The 21,102-nt window shown below is 42.2% G+C and carries 20 protein-coding genes; 10 read left to right on the top strand and 10 right to left on the bottom strand.

What is annotated here, in order from left to right:
* The first annotated feature begins 57 nt into the window (after positions 1–57).
* Positions 58–1,074, top strand: a complete 1,017-nt coding sequence (gene holA, locus DOZ58_RS04740) for a DNA polymerase III subunit delta (protein ID WP_111887257.1) — start codon at positions 58–60, stop codon at positions 1,072–1,074.
* A 181-nt stretch (positions 1,075–1,255) separates the two neighbouring features.
* On the opposite strand, the gene rpsT is transcribed toward holA, so the two are convergent.
* Entirely contained in the window at positions 1,256–1,522 is a 267-nt protein-coding gene (gene rpsT, locus DOZ58_RS04735) for a 30S ribosomal protein S20 (protein ID WP_111887256.1), read from the bottom strand.
* A gap of 179 nt (positions 1,523–1,701) precedes the next feature.
* On the opposite strand from rpsT, the gene lepA reads away from it, so the two are divergent.
* Positions 1,702–3,507, top strand: a complete 1,806-nt coding sequence (gene lepA / locus DOZ58_RS04730; RefSeq protein WP_111887255.1) for a translation elongation factor 4 — start codon at positions 1,702–1,704, stop codon at positions 3,505–3,507.
* Between the two features lie 65 nt (positions 3,508–3,572).
* Here the strand turns inward: lepA and lsrF are convergent, their stop codons facing one another.
* The 4 genes from lsrF to DOZ58_RS04710 are packed head-to-tail and all read right to left on the bottom strand — an operon-like array spanning position 3,573 to position 6,466.
* Positions 3,573–4,451: a 3-hydroxy-5-phosphonooxypentane-2,4-dione thiolase gene (gene lsrF, locus DOZ58_RS04725; protein ID WP_111887254.1), complete on the bottom strand. Its 879-nt coding sequence runs from the start codon at positions 4,449–4,451 to the stop codon at positions 3,573–3,575.
* 2 nt (positions 4,452–4,453) lie between these two features.
* On the bottom strand, positions 4,454–5,452 hold the full coding sequence (locus tag DOZ58_RS04720; protein ID WP_111887253.1) for a dihydroxyacetone kinase subunit DhaK: 999 nt from the start codon (positions 5,450–5,452) through the stop codon (positions 4,454–4,456).
* Between the two features lie 41 nt (positions 5,453–5,493).
* Complete coding sequence (locus DOZ58_RS04715; protein WP_111887252.1) at positions 5,494–5,814, bottom strand: VOC family protein; 321 nt, start codon at positions 5,812–5,814, stop codon at positions 5,494–5,496.
* Between the two features lie 25 nt (positions 5,815–5,839).
* Positions 5,840–6,466, bottom strand: a complete 627-nt coding sequence (locus DOZ58_RS04710) for a dihydroxyacetone kinase subunit L (RefSeq protein ID WP_162624424.1) — start codon at positions 6,464–6,466, stop codon at positions 5,840–5,842.
* 205 nt (positions 6,467–6,671) lie between these two features.
* Between DOZ58_RS04710 and DOZ58_RS04705 the strand changes: the two genes are divergently transcribed.
* Together DOZ58_RS04705 and DOZ58_RS04700 are read left to right on the top strand one after the other, a co-directional pair.
* Complete coding sequence (locus DOZ58_RS04705; protein WP_111887250.1) at positions 6,672–7,595, top strand: sugar-binding transcriptional regulator; 924 nt, start codon at positions 6,672–6,674, stop codon at positions 7,593–7,595.
* A 168-nt stretch (positions 7,596–7,763) separates the two neighbouring features.
* Complete coding sequence (locus tag DOZ58_RS04700; protein ID WP_111887249.1) at positions 7,764–8,531, top strand: DeoR/GlpR family DNA-binding transcription regulator; 768 nt, start codon at positions 7,764–7,766, stop codon at positions 8,529–8,531.
* A gap of 105 nt (positions 8,532–8,636) precedes the next feature.
* Here the strand turns inward: DOZ58_RS04700 and DOZ58_RS04695 are convergent, their stop codons facing one another.
* The gene (locus DOZ58_RS04695) at positions 8,637–9,635 is read right to left on the bottom strand and encodes a dihydroxyacetone kinase subunit DhaK (protein WP_111887248.1); all 999 of its coding nucleotides are present in this window, start codon (positions 9,633–9,635) and stop codon (positions 8,637–8,639) included.
* A 283-nt stretch (positions 9,636–9,918) separates the two neighbouring features.
* Here DOZ58_RS04695 and DOZ58_RS04690 point away from each other — a divergent pair, with 283 nt between their 5' ends.
* From DOZ58_RS04690 to DOZ58_RS04680, 3 genes are all read left to right on the top strand, one after another.
* Positions 9,919–10,632 carry a LytTR family DNA-binding domain-containing protein gene (locus DOZ58_RS04690; protein WP_111887247.1) on the top strand — a complete coding sequence of 238 codons (714 nt, stop codon included), beginning with the start codon at positions 9,919–9,921 and terminating at the stop codon, positions 10,630–10,632.
* A complete protein-coding gene (locus tag DOZ58_RS04685) occupies positions 10,629–11,489 on the top strand; it encodes a sensor histidine kinase (RefSeq protein ID WP_111887246.1) in 861 nt (286 codons plus the stop codon). Before DOZ58_RS04690 ends, DOZ58_RS04685 begins: the two co-directional genes overlap by 4 nt.
* Positions 11,490–11,575: 86 nt before the next feature.
* The gene (locus tag DOZ58_RS04680; protein WP_162624423.1) at positions 11,576–12,577 is read left to right on the top strand and encodes a sugar-binding domain-containing protein; all 1,002 of its coding nucleotides are present in this window, start codon (positions 11,576–11,578) and stop codon (positions 12,575–12,577) included.
* 135 nt (positions 12,578–12,712) lie between these two features.
* On the opposite strand, the gene DOZ58_RS04675 is transcribed toward DOZ58_RS04680, so the two are convergent.
* The gene (locus tag DOZ58_RS04675; RefSeq protein ID WP_111887244.1) at positions 12,713–14,629 is read right to left on the bottom strand and encodes a DUF2207 domain-containing protein; all 1,917 of its coding nucleotides are present in this window, start codon (positions 14,627–14,629) and stop codon (positions 12,713–12,715) included.
* A 92-nt stretch (positions 14,630–14,721) separates the two neighbouring features.
* Positions 14,722–15,279 carry a LemA family protein gene (locus DOZ58_RS04670; protein ID WP_111887243.1) on the bottom strand — a complete coding sequence of 186 codons (558 nt, stop codon included), beginning with the start codon at positions 15,277–15,279 and terminating at the stop codon, positions 14,722–14,724.
* A 246-nt stretch (positions 15,280–15,525) separates the two neighbouring features.
* Between DOZ58_RS04670 and DOZ58_RS04665 the strand changes: the two genes are divergently transcribed.
* The 3 genes from DOZ58_RS04665 to rbr all read left to right on the top strand — a co-directional run bounded on the left by DOZ58_RS04665 (position 15,526) and on the right by rbr (position 18,638).
* A complete protein-coding gene (locus tag DOZ58_RS04665; protein ID WP_162624422.1) occupies positions 15,526–16,176 on the top strand; it encodes an HAD hydrolase-like protein in 651 nt (216 codons plus the stop codon).
* A 9-nt stretch (positions 16,177–16,185) separates the two neighbouring features.
* Positions 16,186–17,967 (top strand): hypothetical protein, encoded by a 1,782-nt coding sequence (locus tag DOZ58_RS04660; RefSeq protein WP_111887241.1) that lies wholly within the window; start codon positions 16,186–16,188, stop codon positions 17,965–17,967.
* A gap of 74 nt (positions 17,968–18,041) precedes the next feature.
* The gene (gene rbr, locus DOZ58_RS04655; protein ID WP_111887240.1) at positions 18,042–18,638 is read left to right on the top strand and encodes a rubrerythrin; all 597 of its coding nucleotides are present in this window, start codon (positions 18,042–18,044) and stop codon (positions 18,636–18,638) included.
* Positions 18,639–18,711: 73 nt separating this feature from the next.
* Here rbr and DOZ58_RS04650 read toward each other — a convergent pair whose 3' ends face one another.
* Both DOZ58_RS04650 and DOZ58_RS04645 read right to left on the bottom strand, forming a co-directional pair.
* Positions 18,712–19,830 carry an Ldh family oxidoreductase gene (locus DOZ58_RS04650; protein WP_111887239.1) on the bottom strand — a complete coding sequence of 373 codons (1,119 nt, stop codon included), beginning with the start codon at positions 19,828–19,830 and terminating at the stop codon, positions 18,712–18,714.
* Positions 19,831–19,856: 26 nt separating this feature from the next.
* Positions 19,857–20,975 (bottom strand): alanine/ornithine racemase family PLP-dependent enzyme, encoded by a 1,119-nt coding sequence (locus tag DOZ58_RS04645; RefSeq protein ID WP_111887238.1) that lies wholly within the window; start codon positions 20,973–20,975, stop codon positions 19,857–19,859.
* Positions 20,976–21,102: the final 127 nt, after the last annotated feature.

The following is a 21,102-nucleotide window of genomic DNA, read 5'->3' as shown; positions in this document are numbered from 1 at the left end:
TTCAACGAATCGTATCCGTCATTAATAAGACTCAACTTAAACTAATGGAGAAACGCTGTGAATTATAAAGAACTAAGTAAAAGTGTAAAAAATAAGGAAATAAGCCCGGTCTATTTATTCACCGGCCCAGAACAGTACATCGGTCATATGATGGAAAAAACGCTGATTGGTACTGAGATAGCAAAGGGTCTGGAACCCTTGAATCTAACCACCTACAGTGATAAAAACGTGGATGTGTCGGAACTACTGGCAACCTGTGAAACCTTGCCGATGATGAGTAATAAGCGAATGGTTATCATTCGGGAAGAGGCACAGCTCGATAAAATCACCGATAAAAAAGCTCTGGATCGGATTACCGCTTACCTGGAGAAACCCAGTCCATCGACACTTCTAATTATCTACTGGGAACAGCCGGACAAGCGCAAAAAACTGTACAAAAGTCTAACCAAGGCCGGTTCTCTGGTGGTGTTTGAAAAACTCGATGCCAGTGATTTGACAGCCTGGATTACCCGGCGGATTAAAAATGCCGGAAAAAAAATCAGCCGTTCCGAATTGGAACTTTTTATGCAGCGGTCGATGTATTTAATGAACGAGAAAAAAACCATGGAAATGGTGGATAATGAACTCAACAGCCTGATTGATTATACTGGGGACCGCAATGAGATAACCAGGGAAGACATTTTGTTGATTCTACCCCAGTCTACTGAAGAGGGGATTTTCAAGCTGATCGACTATGCGGTCAGCGGGCAAAAAGATCAGGCCCTGCTGATGCTCAACCATTTTTATCTTGAAGGGGAATCTCCCTTTGGGGTTTTTAGTCTGCTGCTACGACAAATCCGGATGTTGCTGATGGTCAAAATTTACAACGCCCGGGGACTGTCGGCCAAAGCGGTAGCGACTGAAATGAAACTGGCTCCTTTTATTGTCAACAAGATCTTAAAAAACGGGAAAAATTATCCCATCAATAATTTATGGGAGGTTATGGTGATCGGGGCAGACCTGGATGCCCAGATGAAATTGGGGGAGATTGATCAAAATTTTGCCCTGGAATTGTTTTTGATGAAGATCAGATAAATCCTGATCACTTCGTACCGATGCAAAAAAACATCGGTACGATACGAGCGGGGTGTCGATATAATACAAGCAAGCTTGTGATGGGCTCGTTGCCTTCGCGCAAAAAAAAGATGTACCTGAGTAAGTACATCTTTGGATAGACCCTAGAGACACGGGTTTTGGGAATATATAAATGAGGTAATTAAGCAGTCATCTTGTTTAAGATTCTAGCCAAAGTACTTTTTTTACGTGCTGCAGTGTTTTTATGTAAAACACCTTTTGTAACAGCCATATCAATTTTCTTTGCTGCTAAACGAAAAGCTTCTTGCGCTGCTTCTACGTTACCTTCAGTAACTGCAAGATCAAAGGTTTTTACAGAAGTCTTAAGATTAGTTTTCACCATCTTATTTCGCAGACGACTGATTTCATTTGTTTTAGCTCGTTTCATAGCCGATTTAATGTTAGCCATGGGTTCACCCCCCTCATTTATTTATAACATAGCAATTCTAACACATTTAAAGCGGATTATCAAGAAAAAACGTGACAAAAAAAATATTTCTTGATAGAATATGAATCTAGGTATAAAAATTAGTGATATAAAGAACCGTTTAACCATTGATATAGATTTGAAAGTAGAGGATAATAAAATTGACAAATAAACAGCACCATACACGAAATTTTTCCATCATTGCCCATATTGATCACGGTAAGTCAACCCTGGCGGATCGACTCATTGAAGACACCGGGTTGATGAGCAAACGCGACATGGAAGAGCAGTTTTTGGATAATATGGATATTGAACGAGAACGGGGTATTACCATTAAGCTTCAGGCCGTCCGCTTGCTCTATACCGCTGATGATGGTGAAGAATATATCTTAAACCTAATTGATACTCCCGGTCATGTGGATTTTACCTATGAGGTTTCCCGCAGTCTGGCGGCCTGTGAAGGGGCACTGCTGATTGTGGACGGCTCCCAGGGGATTGAAGCCCAGACCATAGCCAATGTTTATTTGGCGATGGACAACAATCTGGAGGTTATTCCTGTCATTAACAAGATCGATCTGCTAAGTGCCGATCCCCAGCGGGTCAAGGATGAAATTGAACATGTCATCGGTATTGAAGCCCAGGATGCGCCGCTGATTTCGGCTAAAGCCGGGCTTAACATCCGTGAGGTACTGGAGGCAATTGTCAAAAAAGTGCCGCCACCAAAAGGCGATGTTGATGCACCATTACAGGCACTGATTTTTGATTCTTATTATGATCAGTATTTGGGGGTTATTGCCTCAGTTCGGGTGGTTCAGGGAAAAATTAGAAAAGGCATGAAAATTGATATGATGGCCGTGGGGAAAACCTTCGAGGTTAATGAGGTCGGCGTTTTTGGCAAAGGGTTGTTCCCAATCGACGAACTCTGTGCTGGCGATGTTGGTTATGTCAATGCTGGAATAAAAAATGTTCGGGATACCCGGGTTGGCGATACCATCACCGAAACCGGCAACCCAGCCAAAGAACCCTTGCCGGGTTATAAAAAAGTCACTTCCATGGTTTTTTGTGGTATCTATCCGGCTGACGGTTCCCGTTATGAAGATTTAAAAGAAGCTTTGGCTAAGTTACAACTTAATGATGCATCGCTGCTTTATGAGGCCGAAACATCGATGGCCCTTGGTTTTGGTTTCCGCTGCGGCTTCCTTGGTTTGCTCCACATGGAGATCATTCAGGAACGATTGGAACGGGAATTCAATCTTGATTTGGTCACTACGGCCCCAAGCGTTATTTACAAGGTCATCAAAACCGATGGCACTGAACTATGGGTGGATAATCCCGCCAATCTTCCCGGTCCGGTTGAGATTAAAACCATGGAAGAACCGATTGTCAATGCCGCCATCATGGTGCCGTCGGAATACCTGGGCGCCATTATGGAATTGTGTCAGGAACGTCGGGGTGTCTACCTGACAATGGATTACGTTGAAGAAAATCGCGTTATCCTGAAATATGAATTGCCCCTTAATGAGATTATTTATGATTTCTTTGATGCCCTTAAATCCCGGACTCGGGGTTACGCATCGTTTGATTATGATATCAAAGAATATCGGCCATCGGATCTGGTTAAATTGGATATTCTGCTCAATGGCGAACTGGTGGATGCCTTATCTTTTATTGTTCATCGGGACAAAGCGGCAAATCGGGGACGGTTGATTGCCAAAAAATTAAAAGAAGAAATTCCAAGGCAGATGTTTGAAATTCCCGTTCAAGCCGCGATTGGTACCAAGGTCGTTGCCCGAGAAACAATCCGGGCGATGCGTAAAGATGTTCTGGCCAAATGTTATGGCGGTGATATCAGCCGAAAACGAAAACTGCTGGAAAAACAGAAAGAAGGCAAGAAACGAATGCGCCAGGTTGGTAATGTTGAAGTACCGCAAGAAGCATTTATGGCCGTTCTAAAATTGGATTCCTGATTAAATAAAGGCTGTATTGGATGAATTGCTCATCCAATACAGCCTTTATTGTGATTAACGACAAATTAACGAGAAGAAAGATCAGTGTAAAACGCAAAGGCTTCGGCACCGGTAAAACCTTCATGAACTACCTTACGGATGCTCTGGATCATTGCCGTCGGATTACCCGCCTGGAAGACATTCCGCCCCATATCGACTCCGGCAGCACCTTTTTGAATCGCCTGATAGGTGATTTCCAGGGCGTCCTTTTCGGGAACTTTTTTACCACCGGCAATAACAATGGGGACCGGACAGGCCGCTGTAACTTCTTCAAAGTTATCGCAGTAATAGACCTTCACAATCTGGACCCCGAATTCAGCCAGCATCCGGGTGGCCAGAGAAAAGTATTTGGTGGTTCGCTCCATTTCCTTACCCACCGCCACCACGCCCAGGGTAGGGATGCCATATCGGTTGCCAGCATCCACGGTTTTGATGATATTTTCAATACTCTGGCATTCGTGTTCAGACCCGATAAAGGCCTGAATCGCCATGCAGGTTGCATTCATCCGGATCGCGTCTTCGACATTGACACCGATGATTTCCTTGCTCATATCCTCCTTTAGAACCGAACTTCCGGCAGAACAACGCAGGGCGATGGCTTTGTTATGATCCGGTCGGATACAGGTTCGCAGAGCGCCCCGGGTAGCCATGAGGACGTCCGCATAGTCTAAAAGCGGTGGGATGGCCAGATCCATGCGCTCCAATCCCTGGGTAGGCCCCATGATATAACCGTGATCAAAGGCCAGCATAATGGTATGACCACTGCGGGAGTCAAATATTTTTGACAATCGGGTCTTCATGCCCCAATCCACATCATCCATTCCTTTGACATGAAAATTCCGTTTCGCCATTGGACGGTCAAACCCAAAGTCCTTGGCTTTTTTGATTGAATCCTGATCTGCCATCGCTATCGACTCAAATACGGCGTTTTTGCCGGAGCTTCCCAATAGGCCAGTTTTTCCGGATCCATACGAGCAAAGAAAAGCTGGAAGCCGGCTTGTTCCTGGACTGTTAAAACTTCTTCGACCCAACTGGCGACAATTTTAATACCCTTTTCGCTGAGATAGTGGTGAACCCGACGGAAAACCAGTAGCATCTCCATAATGGTGGTGGCACCGGTACCATTGACAATGACCATCACCTCTTCGCCGGATTTCAGAGCCAGATCTTTAAGGAGTGCATCGGCCATAATCACAGCAGTTTCGTCGGCAGTAGCCATTTTTTGACGCCCGCCACCGCCTTCACCATGCTGGCCCATGCCAACCTCCATTTCATCTTCACCAAGTTCGGCAAAGGATGCACCATTCTGGGGATGGGTGGCAGTTTTGCAGGCAACGGCAATGGTAGCCATATTGTCGGCAAAATCCTGAGCAATCGCGGCCACTTCTGTCAACGATTTACCCTGCGCGGCAGCGGCACCACAGATTTTATAAAGCGGCACACAGCCAACCAGCCCACGGCGGTTGGCAGCGTCAGAGCGGGGCGCATTGGCGATGTCTTCCTGAGTGACCACCTTTATGACGTTTAATCCCAGTTTTTCGACTTCTTTCATGGTTCGGTCACCGGCTAACATATCTCCGGCATGGTTTAACACCACAAAAAGTACACCCTTGCCCTTATCAGCCAGTTTCAGCGCTTCCAGTACGGCTTTGTAACCGGGAGCCGCAAAAATGTCCCCAACAACGGAAATATCAATCATTCCTTCGCCGACAAAACCTTCTAAAGCCGGTTCATGACCGGCACCGCCGATGGTGACAATGGTAACCCGATCGGCAGTCGAAAGACCTTTGTTGATGATCAAATTATGTTCGGTCACCTCAAGGATTTGTGGATTGGCCAGAGCCAGACCTTCTAATAATTCAGCCGTGATATTATCCGGATTGTTAATAAACTTTTTCATTGTCATTACATTTTCCCCCTTTAATAATTATTTAGAACAGTTTAAATTTATTTTATTTCCATCAATTCAATAACCGTGCCATCGACTTTGACAAATGCAATGTCCAGATGTTCGTCAACCGTCATCCGTTCGTTTAAGACAAGGGCCTGATGATCCTTGATAAAGGTATCGATATTGGGAACCTTGTAGGCAATATGGTTAAAATTAACGACATCAGGATGAAGGGGGGTGCCTTCTTCAAATCTCAGATACTCAAACTTGAAAGGGTTGTTGTCTGGCCCTGAAATATGAACCTTTAATCCCTCGGCGTAAAATTCTTCCAATACCGGTTCCGTAACGGGAACACCTACGTGCATAATTTCGTACATTTTTTTCTCCTTTTTAATTTTAGTTTTATGCTAAATATCCTTTGGCCAGCCCTTCGTAGAAAAAGGCGAAGGTAACCGAGCCAGGATCCTTATGACCTAAACAGCGGTCGCCAATGTATCGGGCCCGCCCAAATTTTGCCAGCATCCCGGTCGTGTTATCAGATCCGGTTCGGGCTGCCTGAGCAGCTTTTTTAAGAGTCGTTTTCATGTCTGCGGTGGAACTGCGGATTACCTCGGTGGCCGGGTAGATGGCATCCATCATGGTTTTATCGCCAACAACCGCTTTGGAGGTGGCAAAGAATTCGTCATAGGCTCCGAGCAGAATACTTTTTATGAATGTATCGGTATTAGGTGCATCAGGATCGGCGGCTTCAGCCATACCATAAATAAAAGCGCCAAACAGAGGGCCAGCTGAACCACCACTGACGTCTTCCAAGGCATCAGTGAGGGATTCTAACCCTGTTTTCAGGTTGGTGGTTTGATTCCAGGTTTTTATTTCGTCAAACATGACATTTGTCAGTTTTTTCATGGTTGTACCATGATCCCCATCACCGAGAGCGCAATCCAGTTCAGTTAGGATTTCAACATGATCGGCAATTTCGCCGGCCGCGGCAAGGAGTAAGTCTTTGATTTTCAAGGGTTCCAGTGGCATTAAATCACCTCCACAATCGTTTACATATTTGCCATTAGTATAACAAGTGTCGATCAATAAGTCAAACAAAAATAGCATATGTTAGTCAAAAAAACGGATAAATTTCGAAATATTTTATTAATCAGACAAAAACTTGACATATGTAGAATATTGTTATATATTAAACAAATAAAGACTGACATATGTAAAGAAATGGAGTGAACAAATGAAAGAAAAAGAACTAATACGATTGATTCACATTTCAAAATTATATTATGAAGAGAACAAGACACAGGCAGAAATTGCCAGGATTTTGGATATTTCCAGACCCTCAGTGAGTAGTTTATTGAGTAAGGCCAGAAAAGAGGGGATCGTAAGAATTGAGATCCTTTCGTATCAACAATCCAACATCGGTTTGAGTCAGGGCCTATGTCGCCGTTTTGATCTAAAAACCTGTCATGTGGTGGCATCGGCAGAGGCTTTCCATCAGGAGGCGGCAACGGTCTTATTAAGTTTTCTTGAGAAAAGCAAGGTTTTAGGCCTGGGATGGGGATATAATATCAATAAAATCATTGACGCCTTGCCCCAGACAAATATTCGCGAAACGGCCCATGGCATTGTCTGTCCCCTAATTGGAACTGCGACTGTGCCCCATCGAGGATATCATCCCAATGAGTTGGCCACTGATTTATCACATAAAACAGGGTTTCAGGCAGAATATTTAATTAGTCCAGCTTTTCCAACTACCGAACAAGATCAGGAGTTATTCATGAATACCAATAATTATCTAAATATTCTTGAGCGCTGGCGGAAAATGGATACAGCAATTATGACGCTGGGTAGTTTTCCGCTGGTTCCAGACCATGGGACGGCGCTGCGGTTTGGTAAGAAACTCATTCAGGAAAAAGCGGTCGGAAGTCTGCTATCTTATTTTTTTAATGTGCAAGGCGGACAGATTTCCGGAGATGATGATTATGCCATTCAAATTCCTTTAAGACTTTTGACACGGATCAAACATGTTATTGGTATTGTTCCTCCAGAATCCAACACCAATGCAGTTATCAGTTGTTTGCAGAGCGGTTATGTCAAACATCTGGTGATCACAGAACAAAATGCAAAGGACGTTTTGAATCAAATTGAAAGCAATTGACACGTGATTCTTTTGATTAACTTGATGCGGTTATGCTTGCTTTAAAAATGATTTGTAGGTACAATTTATATATCATTGTATACTCTGGTCTTTAGCAAAATATAGTATCCTTGATAATCTGTGAAACTTAGTTTGGGTAAATAACGATATTGAGTAAGGAGAAAACAGATGTTACATATTGACCGCAGAAAAGAAATATTAAACACAATTATGAGCAAAGGTTCGGTTAAGGTGGCCAGTCTTTCAGAAAAGTATGGTGTCGGCGAGGCGACAATCCGACGGGATTTAAAATATTTAGCTGAGGAGTATGGGATTACCTTGTCCTATGGGGGAGCTTTTCGAAAAGAAAAAATTAACTATCAGACGACGTCCGAAATGGATATTTATAAAAAAAGGACCCAGAATATTGAAGAGAAGCGGTTCATTGCACAAAAAGCCGCCAAGCTTATTAAAAACGGCGATACGATCGCATTGAATTCCGGTAGCACCGTCGAACTGATGCTTGACTATCTTGAAAACATCAAAGATATTAATTTAATTACGCTCTCTTTAAGTGCCGCATTAAAGGCATCCGCTATTTCTGGGATCACGGTTTATATGCCGGGCGGGAAGCTTCGCAGTTTTTCTGGTGCATTTTACGGTAAAAAGGCCAATGAATTTTTAAAAAGTTTCAATATTGATAAGGCATTCATAGGGGTGATGGCGGTGTCAATTGATAAAGGGATTACGCATGGTGCTTTTGAAGAGATAGAAATCAATCAGACAATTCATGAAATCAGTCGCAAGCGTTACCTCATGGCAGATTACTCGAAGTTTGATAAGGTCTCGCTGACAAAAATGATTGATTTGAATGTTTTCGACGGTTTTGTCTTGGATGATAAAGTCCCAGAGATATACAGGGAATACTGTAAAAGTAATGGTATTGAGATGATTTAAAGTTTAAAAATAAAGAACGTCGCGAATCTCGTTTTTGATTCGCGACGTTCTTATTTTGTTAATAAGCAGGTTAGGAGTGGCTAAAACTTTAAAAGAATCAGGTCTTTATCGCACCAGATAAGGCGTACGTGCCGGTGCATTCCAATACCAGAGGTTTTGTGCATTCATGCGGGCAAAAAACAATTGAAATCCGGCTTGTTCCTGAACGGTTAGAACTTCTTCAACCCAATTTGCCACAATTCGGATCCCTTTCGCACTTAGATATTTATGAACGCATCTAAAAATGATCAACATCTCCATGATCGTAGTAGACCCCGTACCATTGACAATCACCATAATTTCTTCGCCAGCACAGAGGTTTAAATCGGTAATAAGCAAATCGGTCATCAGAATGGCCGTTTCATCGGCATTCTTCATTTTTTGACGGTCACCGCCACCTTCGCCATGCTGGCCCATGCCAATTTCCATTTCATCAGTCCCAAGGACCGAAAAAGCGGAACCGTTTTGAGGATGAGTAGCTGTTTTGCAGGCGACGGCTATGGTAGCCATATTATCGGCAAAGTCTTGAGCAATGGCAGTAACATCCTGAAGGGATTTCCCCTGGGCGGCGGCTGCGCCGACAATTTTATAAAGGGGGACACATCCCACCAGACCGCGGCGTCTGTCCGCAGCGGTACGGGGGGCGTAGGCAACATCCTCCCGGGTAACAACCATCGATACCGCGATTCCGGCACGACGTGCTTCTTCTAGGGTTTGGGTTCCAGCCAGCATATCACTGGCATGGTTTAAGACAATTAAAACAATACCCTTGCCCTTGTCGGCAAGACGAAGTGCTTCAAGAACAGCCTTATATCCAGGCGCAGCAAAGATATCACCAACAACAGCAACATCGATCATGCCTTCGCCAACAAATCCTTCAAAGGCAGGTTCATGACCAGATCCTCCCAGGGTTACAATCGTAACACGATTGGCCGTTTTAAGTCCTTTGTTGACGACAAGATTATGGGGTTTTACCTCGAGAAGAAATGGATTGGCCAGTGCCAAACCTTCTAGTAATTCGGAGGTTATGTTTTCCGGTTTATTAATGAATTTTCTCAGCGTCATGACGGGGTTCCTTTGTATTTTAACGTTTTGATTGAATAATTCCAACTGATGTTTTGAGGTAATATTATAATCACAATTTACCAAAAACTTAAATCGAATGGGAATAATTAATACTAGCAAATTTTGACGTTTAAAACAATAATGATGTCACGAAAACAAAGTTTGATGTCATCAAAAATAACAGAAAGAGGAGAAATGAGAGTAAAAGATTGTAACAAGAACATTTATACGATATAATAATTCATTGAAAAGTTCAGTTTCGGCTGGAATAAAAGGTGAAAAGATGTTAAAAATTGCAGTCTGCGAAGATGAGGAACAACATAAAAAAATACTGGTAGATCTGATTAGTCGATATCCATTTAAAACCGATTATTGTTTAACCACATTTCAGTATGGCTATGAACTTATTGCAGCAAGTAACCGTGGTAGTGCGTTTGATGTTATTTTTCTAGACATGCGCTTAGATCAGGAAGATGGGATTGATATCGCAAATGAAATCAGAAAATCGGGTAATACTGCCCGTATTATTATTACAACATCCTTAATTGAATATGCTGTTTTGGGTTATTCAGTTAGCGCCAGCGATTTTTTATTAAAACCATTCCCGCAAGAAAAATTATTTCAAGTTTTAGAAAAACTGGAAAATGACATAAAAAACGCAAGATCTAATTTTTATGAAATTGATATAAACAATGAAAAAATATTTTTAAAAAGTGATGAAATACTATACTTTGAGAGTCTTGGCAGAAAAATGAAAGTCGTTACCTTTGATGAGGCGTATGAATACTACGATAAGATCACAGCACTACAAAAAGAGCTTGATCCAGTTCGCTTTGTTTTATGTCATCGATCTTATATTGTTAATCTCAAGAATGTAAAAAGCATCAAGATGAAAATGGCAGTATTAAAAAATGGTGTGATGATTCCAATCAGTCCCAAAAGAAATCAGAAAGTTTACGATGCCTTCACGCGGTATATGGCGGGATCGATGGAATGAAGAATTCTTCAATCATTCGAAATATTATACTGATTAGTATTCCGGTTATCAGTTTAATTGTCGGCATGAACCTTTATCTTATTGATGTTCATGTTGAAGGTCGGCATTTGGTAGGATTCGCTTCACTGGGTGCCCTGGTCTATATCAATGTGGTTATTTTCATAATCTTTAAAGTATGGGATCATGAGTCTAAAAAGACAAATGAATATAAGACGGCAAATGTTCAGTTGGAACTCCAACAAAAACACTATAAAGAAATGCTGGAAAAGAACTATGAGGTAAGAGGATTATGGCATGATATGAACAACCATATCATTACCATGCAGTATTTAATCAAGAATCAGGCTTTTGATGAAATCGAAGATTACCTGAAGCAGTTTCACGAATTGCTTCAGAATGCGGTGGATCATAATCGTTCTGGAAATTATGTGGTCGATGCATTGCTAAACTATAAAATCAAGGTTGCATCTGATCATCAGATAAATTTTGATCATTACATTGCGATTCCGGAAAACCTGAAAATGAACAGTATCGATCTGTCGATTATACTGGGGAATGTTCTGGACAATGCCATTGAGGGATGCCTGCGGGATGCCCGGCAGAATCATGATAAAATTATCAAGTTTAATATGTACTACAAGCGGGAGAGCTTGCTCATTGACATTGAAAACACCATTGATCGGACAACGATTCAAAAAGCGGGGAATAACATGGTCAGTAGCAAACGGATTGAGGACAATCAAAGTGGTTATGGTATTTCTAATGTTAAACAGGTTTTGAAAAATTACGAAGGAAACATGGTGACTCAAATCCTCGATGATCGCTTTAAATGCACAATTTTGATTCCTCTGGACTAAATTGTAAGGAAATCCGTAAAATTGACAAAAGCTGATGAATGGGTTATATTATATCTGCATTTAAAGCGTCAAGGTGAGGTGATTTGTTGAAAGAAAAAGAATTGTGCCGTTTAATACATGTTTCTCAATTATATTATGAGGAAAACAAAACCCAGTCTGAAATTGCCAGAGATCTAGATATATCACGTCCTGCGGTCAGTTATCTTTTAAATAAGGCCAGAAAAGCGGGGATCGTAAAAATTGATGTACTTTCCTACCATCGTACGATCAGAGGAATCAGACATGAATTGTGTCACCTTTTTAACTTAAAAAGCTGTCGTGTGGTGACGTTGCCGGACGATCTTTATCAAATTGGGGCAGATGTGCTCGTGGAATTCTTGCCCAAAACAAAGATACTCGGTTTGGGTTGGGGTTATAATATTGATAAGATTATTGCCAAATTAAAAAAAAGTCCGGGAGAACTTAATAGCGGTGTAATCTGTCCGCTTATTGGCGCAATAACGGCGCCCCAGCGTGGTTATCACCCAGATGATCTGGTCAAGGCGCTCGCTCAAAAAACTGATCGCCTCGGTCAAGTTCTTAATTGCCCAGCCATTCCCGCCACCGCCAAAGAGCAGGCTCAGGTGATGGCGACTGAAGATTATAAACGCATCGAAGACTATTGGAAAAAGACGACAACAGCACTGATAACCCTGGGAAGCTTTCCCTCAGTACCGGACCATGGTTCAGCAATGCGGTTTGGCAGAAAACTAATCAAAGAAAAGGCTGTCGGTTGCCTGCTCACATATTTTTTTAATCCTCAGGGGGAATTAATTCAGAGTGAGGATGACTTCGCCATTCAAATTCCGTTAGAGCAGTTAGCCCGAGTTAGAGATGTCATCGGATTTGTGCCTCAGGAAGCTAATGGAGATGTCATCGGATTTGTGCCTCAGGAAGCTAATGGAGATGTCATCGGATTTGTGCCTCAGGAAGCTAATGTTGCTTCGATTATCAGTGGGCTGAAAACCGGTTATTTTAAGCATCTGATTATTACTGAAACACTGGCAAGTGAAATAATTAACAAAATGGACGAAAACAAAAGTGTTTAGTAAGGAAACAAAAAAGAGGAAACTAAAAAAACGTCGGATCATCAAAATGATTCGACGTTTTTTTGGTAAAATATTGTTTCAAAATGAAATGGTCATCGGTATCTTCAGCCGGTTTAGATTTTAGAGAAAGGGTGATTACCAGCTACCACCGCCACCGCCACCGCCACCGCCGCCGGAGAAACCGCCACCGCCGGAGAAACCACCACCGCCGAATCCACCGGATCCGGAATTGGGTGGAACAATAATATCAGATGCGATACTGTTCATACTCCGTGTTAAACTTGAAACGAACAATAACGAGGTGAAATTATTGCCATAGGTGGTACCATAATACCAACTGGGTTGTTCAATGGCAATGGACTCAAAATTCTTGGCCCACTTATCAGTGACTCCCAATACATAGGCATAGGGTAGAATATTGAAAAAATACTGGGGATTTTCATTGACTAAAGTAAGAATCCGATCCTTTTCGGCTTTTTCAATGAAATTTTTAAAGCCCAGAACCTGTCCCAGCCATAGTCGTCCCGTTTCCGTCCGCCTGGTTGCAATTATCTGGAAAAAGGCGGTGCCATAAGTAGTCAGTAGTGCCAGCAAAGCCGGGAGCAGGGAATTGTATTCCAGCAGGATGTTAATAACGATCAAAATCAATGCTGCTACGATCAAGATAACGATACCCAGAATCATCTGGCCCACTGTTTTTTTTCTGGACACTCCGTTGCGGTTGCGGAGTGCTGATGTTATGATATTAGCACCCAAAACGGTGGGAGCAACGGCAAAGCAGGAGACAATGCCGACAAAGATTAATCCTTCAAAAAAGGGCGTAAACATGCCGATTTTATAAGCGCTATTGATAACATAAGCCAGTAGTGGTAGGGCCATAATGATACTGATAATTGCCAGACCAACCTTTGAAGCCAGGGTAAAGATCTGATTGTTCGGGATATCAAAATAGCCTTTGATTTGTTCCTTGGTTGCTACGATGGTATCGTAGAAGCTGTCGGGAACACTAGCAGTTGAAAAACTGTCTTTCTGATCAAAAATGCCGTTAAAAAAGGTGTGCTCAAAATCCTCGGATGTTTCCGGCAGGTTTTTTACCTTATGAAAGATGAACTTTTTCTTATCCACCTGTTCAATGGTCATATAGCCCTTATCGGCCCAATACATGAGCAAGGACATTACTTCAGGTTTATCCAAGGCACCATCGACAATAAAACCGATTTGTGAGGGGGTGAAATTCTGTGGTGGATAAAATTCCACTGTTTCCACCGGTCTCTTATCGCGGCCGGCGAAAAACCAGATTAGGGCACCGCCAAGCAGTGATAGACCAAAAATGATATACATAAATGGTAAGAATTCGTCACCGGTATAAGCACCGACAAAATAACCATCTGGCAGATTGATTTTAAGTGTAACGCCCTGATAATTCGAAAGGGGTTGTTTCAAGGTTCCTTCAATAGTGTTTCCGGTGACAGTAAAATCAACTGCATCAGTGACGGTGCTGCCGTATCCGCCGGAGATGAATTCCACTTGGGTCGGATCGAAGGGTTTTGGCATCACAATTTTAAAATGGGCGTTTTCAATGCTGGTATCCCAATTTTGAGGAACAATGTTAAAATAGACATCATCCATGCTGTCGATCTTGTCATCCCCAGGGTTCCAAATATAAGAAATCGGATAGGTTTGGGTTCCGCTTACGTATTCATCGGCATTACCAATTTTGATAACGACACTATCGTCCTCAGTTGAGGTTTCAAAATTGAAATTAGCAACCTTTACATTGGTCAGTCTTGCTGTGTAGGATGTCTCGACTGGCTGTCCGTTTACTTCCCGGTAAAAACTACCACGATAGGGGATATAGCGAAAGATTCCACGGCGTTGTTCGGAAAAGGTGACAGTGATGTTTTCCTGAACCTCATAGGCATGATTTTCTTCGACATTCATGGTAACATCGTACTGATTGATAATAAAATATTCCTGGGCAAAGGTGCTTCCGGGAAAAAGAATTCCTAAAAGAAGAAGGCTTAGAAGTATCAAGGTGCTTTGCTTTTTCACATGGTTTACCTCCCATAAATTTTAACTGACAGCGCTTTAACGCGCCGTCAGTTTTGCTGTAATAAACAAACTTTTAAATGCATTCGACTTGCTTAGTTAAATTTAACCTGAACGTTTTCCCGTTCTTCGGCAGAACCAACCTCAAAGAAGGGTTGTTTTTTGAATCCGAACATACTGGCAACCAGATTGCTGGGGAAAGATTCAACCTTGGTATTCATGGTACGTACAACCGCATTATAATATTTGCGAGAGTTGGCAATTTCATCCTCCAACATTTTTAACTGTTGTTGCAGATCCAGAAAATTTGTATTCGCCTGAAGTTGGGGATAAGCTTCCGCCACTGCAAAAAGACTTTTCAGGGTGCCGGATAAAGCATTTTCATTGGCGATTTTTTCGTCAATGCTGGTTGAATTCATGGCCGCTGTTCGGGCAGCCGTTACCTTGGTGAAGGTTTCAGATTCATGGGTAGCATAACCCTTGACTGTTTCAACTAGGTTGGGAATCAGATCGTATCTCTTTTTAAGATAAACATCCATGGTGGAAAAAGCTTCTTCAACCTGATTTTTAATACTGACAAAGCTATTTCGAGATAAAATAAGCCACAGACCGATGATCACAATAAGACCGAGAATAATTGGTATAGCAATCATTTTTATAATCCTCCTTAAATAATTTTGGTGTTGATATTATATCACGTCCCCATACTGGCTACAATATAATAAAGGGATACTTTTAGATAGGAACATTTAACCAATTTTCTAAGAAAATGTCGGTGTTAAACGATTTAATCCAGTTAAGTGTAATATTTTGTCTTGTTGGATAGGCGTATCTATATTATAATTAATCAAATAACACAGTCTGATGTTTTAAGAAGAATGTTTGCAAAAGGAGATGTAATGTACTACTCACACATATTATTTGACCTGGACGGAACCCTTGTTAATTCAAAGGAAACAATACATAATTCTTTTGAATATGCGCTAAAAAAAATGAAGGTTTCCAATCCGAAAATTCTGGATATCGAACCGCTGATTGGGCCACCGATTCTTAAAACATTTCAGGAAGTTTATGGGTTTTCTCTCGATGACGCCAGAAAAGGCTATGAATTTTATCTTGAGCAGTATGTTGGTAATGGCGAAATGTTTCGGGCCAAGCTTTACGAAGGCGTCGAAGAGACGGTTCGTACCCTCTATCAAGAAGGCTGTTTTCTGGGTGTGGCGACAACTAAAAATGAAACCAATGCCCGGAAAATAATTGATACGCTCAATCTTGATATCCAGATCGACCGGGTATATGGTACCTATAATGATGGTACCCGTAGCAATAAAAAAGAAATCATCACTGATCTATTAGAAGATAATGATGTGCAAAGTTTAGAGCATGTCCTGATGGTGGGAGATCGGCACTATGATATTATTGGTGCCAAAGAAGTTGGCATTGACTCGGTTGGCGTAACCTATGGTTTTGGAAGTGAAGATGAACTAAGGCAGGCTGGGGCGACCCACCTGATTACCAGCATTAACGAATTAATAGCGATAATAAAATAGGAGGCCATCATGGAATCGAAAAACATTAATTTGGAACGAACGGCTTTGATCAAAGGCGATTTAAAATTTACAAGCTTTGGGCAACTGATTAAGTCAACTCTTTTTAAGAAATTAGTTAGAACCTTTATCGACGAACTCACTGTAAAAAAATCCTATCTGATCAAGACCTTAGAACCCTTTGAAAATGAGAAAGGCGAATTTAACGAAACGGCATTCGTCGATTTTATTTATCTACTTAATATTAATCCCTTAGAAGAGATCATCAAATCAGGCTATTTTGATATTCAAGTCACACATGAAGAGTATTCGCAGCTATTCTTAGGATTTTTGGAAGGATTTTATAACTATTGGCGAACGATCAAGCGGTTCATGATTAAAACCGATGAGTATAGTGCTGACGAGAATACTAAACGTTCCAAGGCGTATTCATTGGCGTCTAATAATGATGCCTTCAAAAAGATGGTCTTGGATTTATATCGAAACATTCATTTCAATGTTACCGGAAAAAGCGTCAGTATCTACCGGCAACTGCCCAGCGGGGCTCAGGTGGCGTTTTTAACGGATAAATTTAAATTTGATCGTGAAGTAAAAAGTAAAAATGATTCATTGTATAAGGTGCCCTATATCTGGGAGGCGATTTTTGAACCACCCGTTATTTTCTATACCCAATCCAGTAAACGCGATGGGGTCTTTCCGGTAAAAGACAAACGGATCTTGCAGAAATTCTATCTGGACTGTGACGAATGGTTTGCCATTCCCGTGAAGGTGGGTCGTTTGCTTTCTATTGTCTATGTTCAAAAAGAATATCTGGCTCTAGGGGCTGGCTTGTTTAATCTCTTTGAAATGGCGACGCCGGAAGAATTTACCAAACAAAAGCCGGATGCGGTAGTTTTCTTTGGCCTGGATGAGTCGATTTTTGAAGACGATGAAAAACTGGGATTTGTTGCCAAAGAAGACGAGGTATATTATGGACTTTTACCAGATAGCCCTCAAATTGACTATTTTGGTTATATGAAAAAAATGATGCTTACCCTTCATAATATCATCCAAATCGAAAAGAAAGCCATGCCAGTTCACGGCGCCTTTGCCAAAATTCGGCTTGGTGGAAAGAAATCAGCAAATATCATGCTAATTGGCGATAGTGGCGCTGGCAAATCAGAAACCTTGGAAGCCATCAATAAACTCCCCAAGGAGTTGGCTTGCGATTTTGATATTCTAATTGATGATATGGGTTCTCTCCACTTTAATAAGGAAGGGGAGTTAATGGCTGTAGGAACTGAAATTGGCGCCTTTGTTCGGTTAGATGATCTTCAGCCCGGATATGCCTACAGTACCATGGATCGTAGTATTTTTATGAACCCGAATATTGTTAATGCACGGGTTATTGTACCGCAAATGTCTTATGAAGAAATATCAAAATCGACTCGGGTTGATTTTGTCTTCTATATTAATAACTACGAAGAAATTAGCGACACGACACCGCCCATCGAAATGTTTGATGATTTGGATGAGGCCTACGCAGTATTTTGTGAAGGTAAGCGGATGGCCAAGGGTACTACCGGAGAAGTGGGAATAACAACCACCTATTTTGCCAATCCCTTTGGCGCAGTACAGTTTAAAGAGGAACATGAAAAGATCGCCAAAAAGACCTTCAAGAAAATGCGCGAAACCGGCGTTGAAATTGGGATGATTAGAACCCAGTTGGGGATTCCCGGTTATGAACAGAATGGTCCTTTTTTGGCGGCCCAGGCGCTTATTCAGTTTATTGACCAGTTAAATAAACCCGAATGATCAAGAATGTTTAAATTTTGTGAAATCGGGTATATATTGAAAGTAAGTTTATAATCATTATAAAGGAGAAAAAAATGGGTAAATTAAAAGGAACAAAAACGTTAGATAATTTGATGGCATCTTTTGTTGGCGAGTGCCAGGCAAGAATGCGGTATACGTATTTTGCATCAATCGCCAAAAAAGAGGGCTATGTTCAAATCAGTGAATTCTTCACAGAAACCGCAGGTAATGAAAAAGAGCATGGTGAATTATTTTATAAACATATTACAGATAACGAGTATACCATGGGCAACGCGATTGAACTTTCAGTAAACGCCACTTATCCAGTTGCTCTTGGAGACACGAAAAACAATTTGCTGCATGCCGCTTCAGGAGAAAATGAAGAATGGAATGAGCTTTATCCAAAATTTGCTGAAATCGCAAAACAAGAAGGCTTTGATGAGATTGCCGAGACCTGGCTGGAAGTATGTATTGCTGAAAAAGCCCATGAAACCCGCTATTTAAAATTAGCGGCTAACATTGAGCTGGGTCGAACCTTCAAACGGTTTAGCGATGTGAAATGGAAATGCGGTAATTGCGGTTATATTCACGAAGGTTCCGAAGCACCAGCTGTATGTCCGGCCTGTAAACATGCCCAGGCTTATTTTGAACTATTTGCTGAAACCTATTAGAAAAATTTAGCTAAGATAAACAAAAAAGAAACGGCTTTGACGCCGTTTCTTTTTTGTTATCATCGTTATCTAATTATTTTTCAAATGGGAAGTGGTACTGATCTAAACCCAGCTCCGCCTTGATGTCGAGGATATCTTTAATTAAAGCATCATTGACCGGTGTCCCCTTATCTTTGCGATCCAGCCAGGCATCGTATTCTTTTTCACCAGCAGTGTAGATTCGTTCCTGCCCGGGCATTTTTTCAGAGGCTCGCAGGTCTCTTAAGATATCGCCAGTAATTTTCTTAAAAGATTCTGGCTCGGTAAAGTTCTCAATGTTGATGGCGATAAAGAAATGACCCAGGTGGTAGGGCTGGGCCTTGCCGTTGGCATCAAAACCCAGCAGTCCTTTTAAGAAAGAACCACTTTGGAGAGCTGCCGAGAGGATTTCGACAAAGGTGGCATACCCATAACCCTTATAGCCGCCGGTATCTTCGCCGATGCCACCAAGTGGTGTTAAGGCCGCCTCGCCTTTGACTAAATCGATGAGGATCTGTTTGGTATCAGTTCGGCTGTTTCCCTGGCGATCGATGACCCAGCCATCAGGTAGGTCCTTGTTTTCGCGGTCATAGACTTCTATTTTACCCCGTTGGGAAACTGAGGTAGCGCAGTCCAAAACGAAGGGAAAGGGTTCATCACTGGGTACACCAACAGTGATCGGGTTGGTTCCTAACATGTTTTCGACGCCAAAGGTTGGGGCAATAGACGGACGGGCATTGGTGCCGGTCATCCCGATCATGTTGTTTTCGATGGCCATCAGCGGATAGTAGCCAGCGAAACCATAATGAGTGGAATTTCGGACCACGGTCATCCCCATGCCGTAAACCTTGGCTTTATCAATGGCCATTTGCATCGCTTTTTTTGCGATCACATGGCCCATGCCATCGTGACCATCAATGACGGCAGTGGTGAAGGTGTCTTTGACCACTTCAAATTCAGTTACGGGCTTTTGAATGCCTTGCTTGATCCGGTCATAGTAGATCGGTTTTAAACGGCCGATGCCGTGAGAATCAATACCACGTTTATCGGAACTGATCAATATATCCGCACAGATTTTGGCATCTTCTTCGGGAACCCCGATGCCTTTTAAGGCGTCGGTCATGAATGCTTCTAAAACGTCAAAGGGGATACGATAGTTGGTTTCGTCTTTCATCAATAATTCTCCTTGTTTAATTCTTTTTATTGGGTGATTATAATTTTGTCAACATAGGATGAGGTAGCGGCGTGAAGAGCACCGACGTAGTCGCAGCGTAAGCTGATGATGTCGCCAACCGTATAGGTGGCTTTAGCATCGGTGACGTCGATAACCAGATGGTCGGAACTGGAGCCAACGATGGTTAGTCCGGGAACCACAGGAAAGATGTGGTCGGTGTCAGTGTCCTGACGACCCAGACCACAGATGGCCCGGCGCCGGATTCCCTTGTCCTCAAAGGTGGGGATTTCGCCAAAAGCGTTGCGGCCGATTTCGCCAACCGGATAGGTGGGTTTATCTTGCAGCTCGAGGATTTCCACATCCAGAATAAAAGCATCCTGATGGAGATAATCATAGCAATGATAATAGGCGGATTCCCGGCCAAAGAGAATCACATCTCCCAGCCTGAGATTATTAATTTCGGCGGGCAGGGTTTCATTATCGACCAGATAATAAGCGCTGGAATTACCACCGGAGACGATCTCACAGGGAAGCTGATATTTTTCTTCAAGTATTTTTTTAACCTTGAAAAAAGCCCCGAAAGTCAGGGGAGTAGGAATTGTGGCACCAACGCAGGTGGCGTTGGTGGCGATGCCTCGAAGGTGGATGTTTCCCATGGCCTTAATTTCGCCAAGATCCTGATCGAGCTTTGTAAAAGAGGCTGAAATTAACGCCTCGATTTCAGGACTTACCGAATTGCCATCACCGATAAAGAGTCCTTCACGCAGATCGCCAAGGTCAAGCATATAGAGGATGCCATGGATTTTGCCCTGGGCTTTTGCCGCCTGGTTTAATAGCCGGATGGTTTTTATTTCACTGTTTACTGATAGGGTAGCATAGGCAACAGTAGGATTGACCTCGCTGGGCATGGGGACCCGGATTAGCCATTTTTCACAGGCTAACGGGGCTAGATTTTTAAGATTTTTAATACGGGAATCACCAATCGAAGTGGCACCCCCATCAAGGAAGGCCTGGGCAACTTCTAAGTTTCCGCCACTACATTTGGTGACGGCGGTGACCGCAACATTCATTTTTTTGGTCCGTTTTATTATGGCTTTAGTATTGTCTAATATCTTTTTCTTATTGATTTTAAGTAAGGGATACATAAATGCTCCTTTGTAAGTTTTCTGTGGTACAGTATACCATAAGCGAAAAAAAAGCACAAATCATTGACAGCGGTTCCGCCCTTATTTATAATGAGGAATGAAGATCATTAGGAGACAGGAAAAGTTC

Source organism: Acetobacterium sp. KB-1 (assembly GCF_003260995.1).
Taxonomy (GTDB): domain Bacteria; phylum Bacillota; class Clostridia; order Eubacteriales; family Eubacteriaceae; genus Acetobacterium; species Acetobacterium carbinolicum.
This window is presented reverse-complemented; position numbering and strand designations above follow the sequence as displayed.

Bases quoted from the DNA above. Each gene is read 5' to 3' on its own strand.
- rpsT (WP_111887256.1), bottom strand. From the start codon at position 1,522: ATGGCTAACATTAAATCGGCTATGAAACGAGCTAAAACAAATGAAATC.
- lsrF (WP_111887254.1), bottom strand. From the start codon at position 4,451: ATGGCAGATCAGGATTCAATCAAAAAAGCCAAGGACTTTGGGTTTGAC.
- DOZ58_RS04720 (WP_111887253.1), bottom strand. From the start codon at position 5,452: ATGACAATGAAAAAGTTTATTAACAATCCGGATAATATCACGGCTGAA.
- DOZ58_RS04715 (WP_111887252.1), bottom strand. From the start codon at position 5,814: ATGTACGAAATTATGCACGTAGGTGTTCCCGTTACGGAACCGGTATTG.
- DOZ58_RS04710 (WP_162624424.1), bottom strand. From the start codon at position 6,466: ATGCCACTGGAACCCTTGAAAATCAAAGACTTACTCCTTGCCGCGGCC.
- DOZ58_RS04705 (WP_111887250.1), top strand. From the start codon at position 6,672: ATGAAAGAAAAAGAACTAATACGATTGATTCACATTTCAAAATTATAT.
- DOZ58_RS04700 (WP_111887249.1), top strand. From the start codon at position 7,764: ATGTTACATATTGACCGCAGAAAAGAAATATTAAACACAATTATGAGC.
- DOZ58_RS04695 (WP_111887248.1), bottom strand. From the start codon at position 9,635: ATGACGCTGAGAAAATTCATTAATAAACCGGAAAACATAACCTCCGAA.
- DOZ58_RS04690 (WP_111887247.1), top strand. From the start codon at position 9,919: ATGTTAAAAATTGCAGTCTGCGAAGATGAGGAACAACATAAAAAAATA.
- DOZ58_RS04685 (WP_111887246.1), top strand. From the start codon at position 10,629: ATGAAGAATTCTTCAATCATTCGAAATATTATACTGATTAGTATTCCG.
- DOZ58_RS04670 (WP_111887243.1), bottom strand. From the start codon at position 15,279: ATGATTGCTATACCAATTATTCTCGGTCTTATTGTGATCATCGGTCTG.
- DOZ58_RS04665 (WP_162624422.1), top strand. From the start codon at position 15,526: ATGTACTACTCACACATATTATTTGACCTGGACGGAACCCTTGTTAAT.
- DOZ58_RS04660 (WP_111887241.1), top strand. From the start codon at position 16,186: ATGGAATCGAAAAACATTAATTTGGAACGAACGGCTTTGATCAAAGGC.
- rbr (WP_111887240.1), top strand. From the start codon at position 18,042: ATGGGTAAATTAAAAGGAACAAAAACGTTAGATAATTTGATGGCATCT.
- DOZ58_RS04650 (WP_111887239.1), bottom strand. From the start codon at position 19,830: ATGAAAGACGAAACCAACTATCGTATCCCCTTTGACGTTTTAGAAGCA.
- DOZ58_RS04645 (WP_111887238.1), bottom strand. From the start codon at position 20,975: ATGTATCCCTTACTTAAAATCAATAAGAAAAAGATATTAGACAATACT.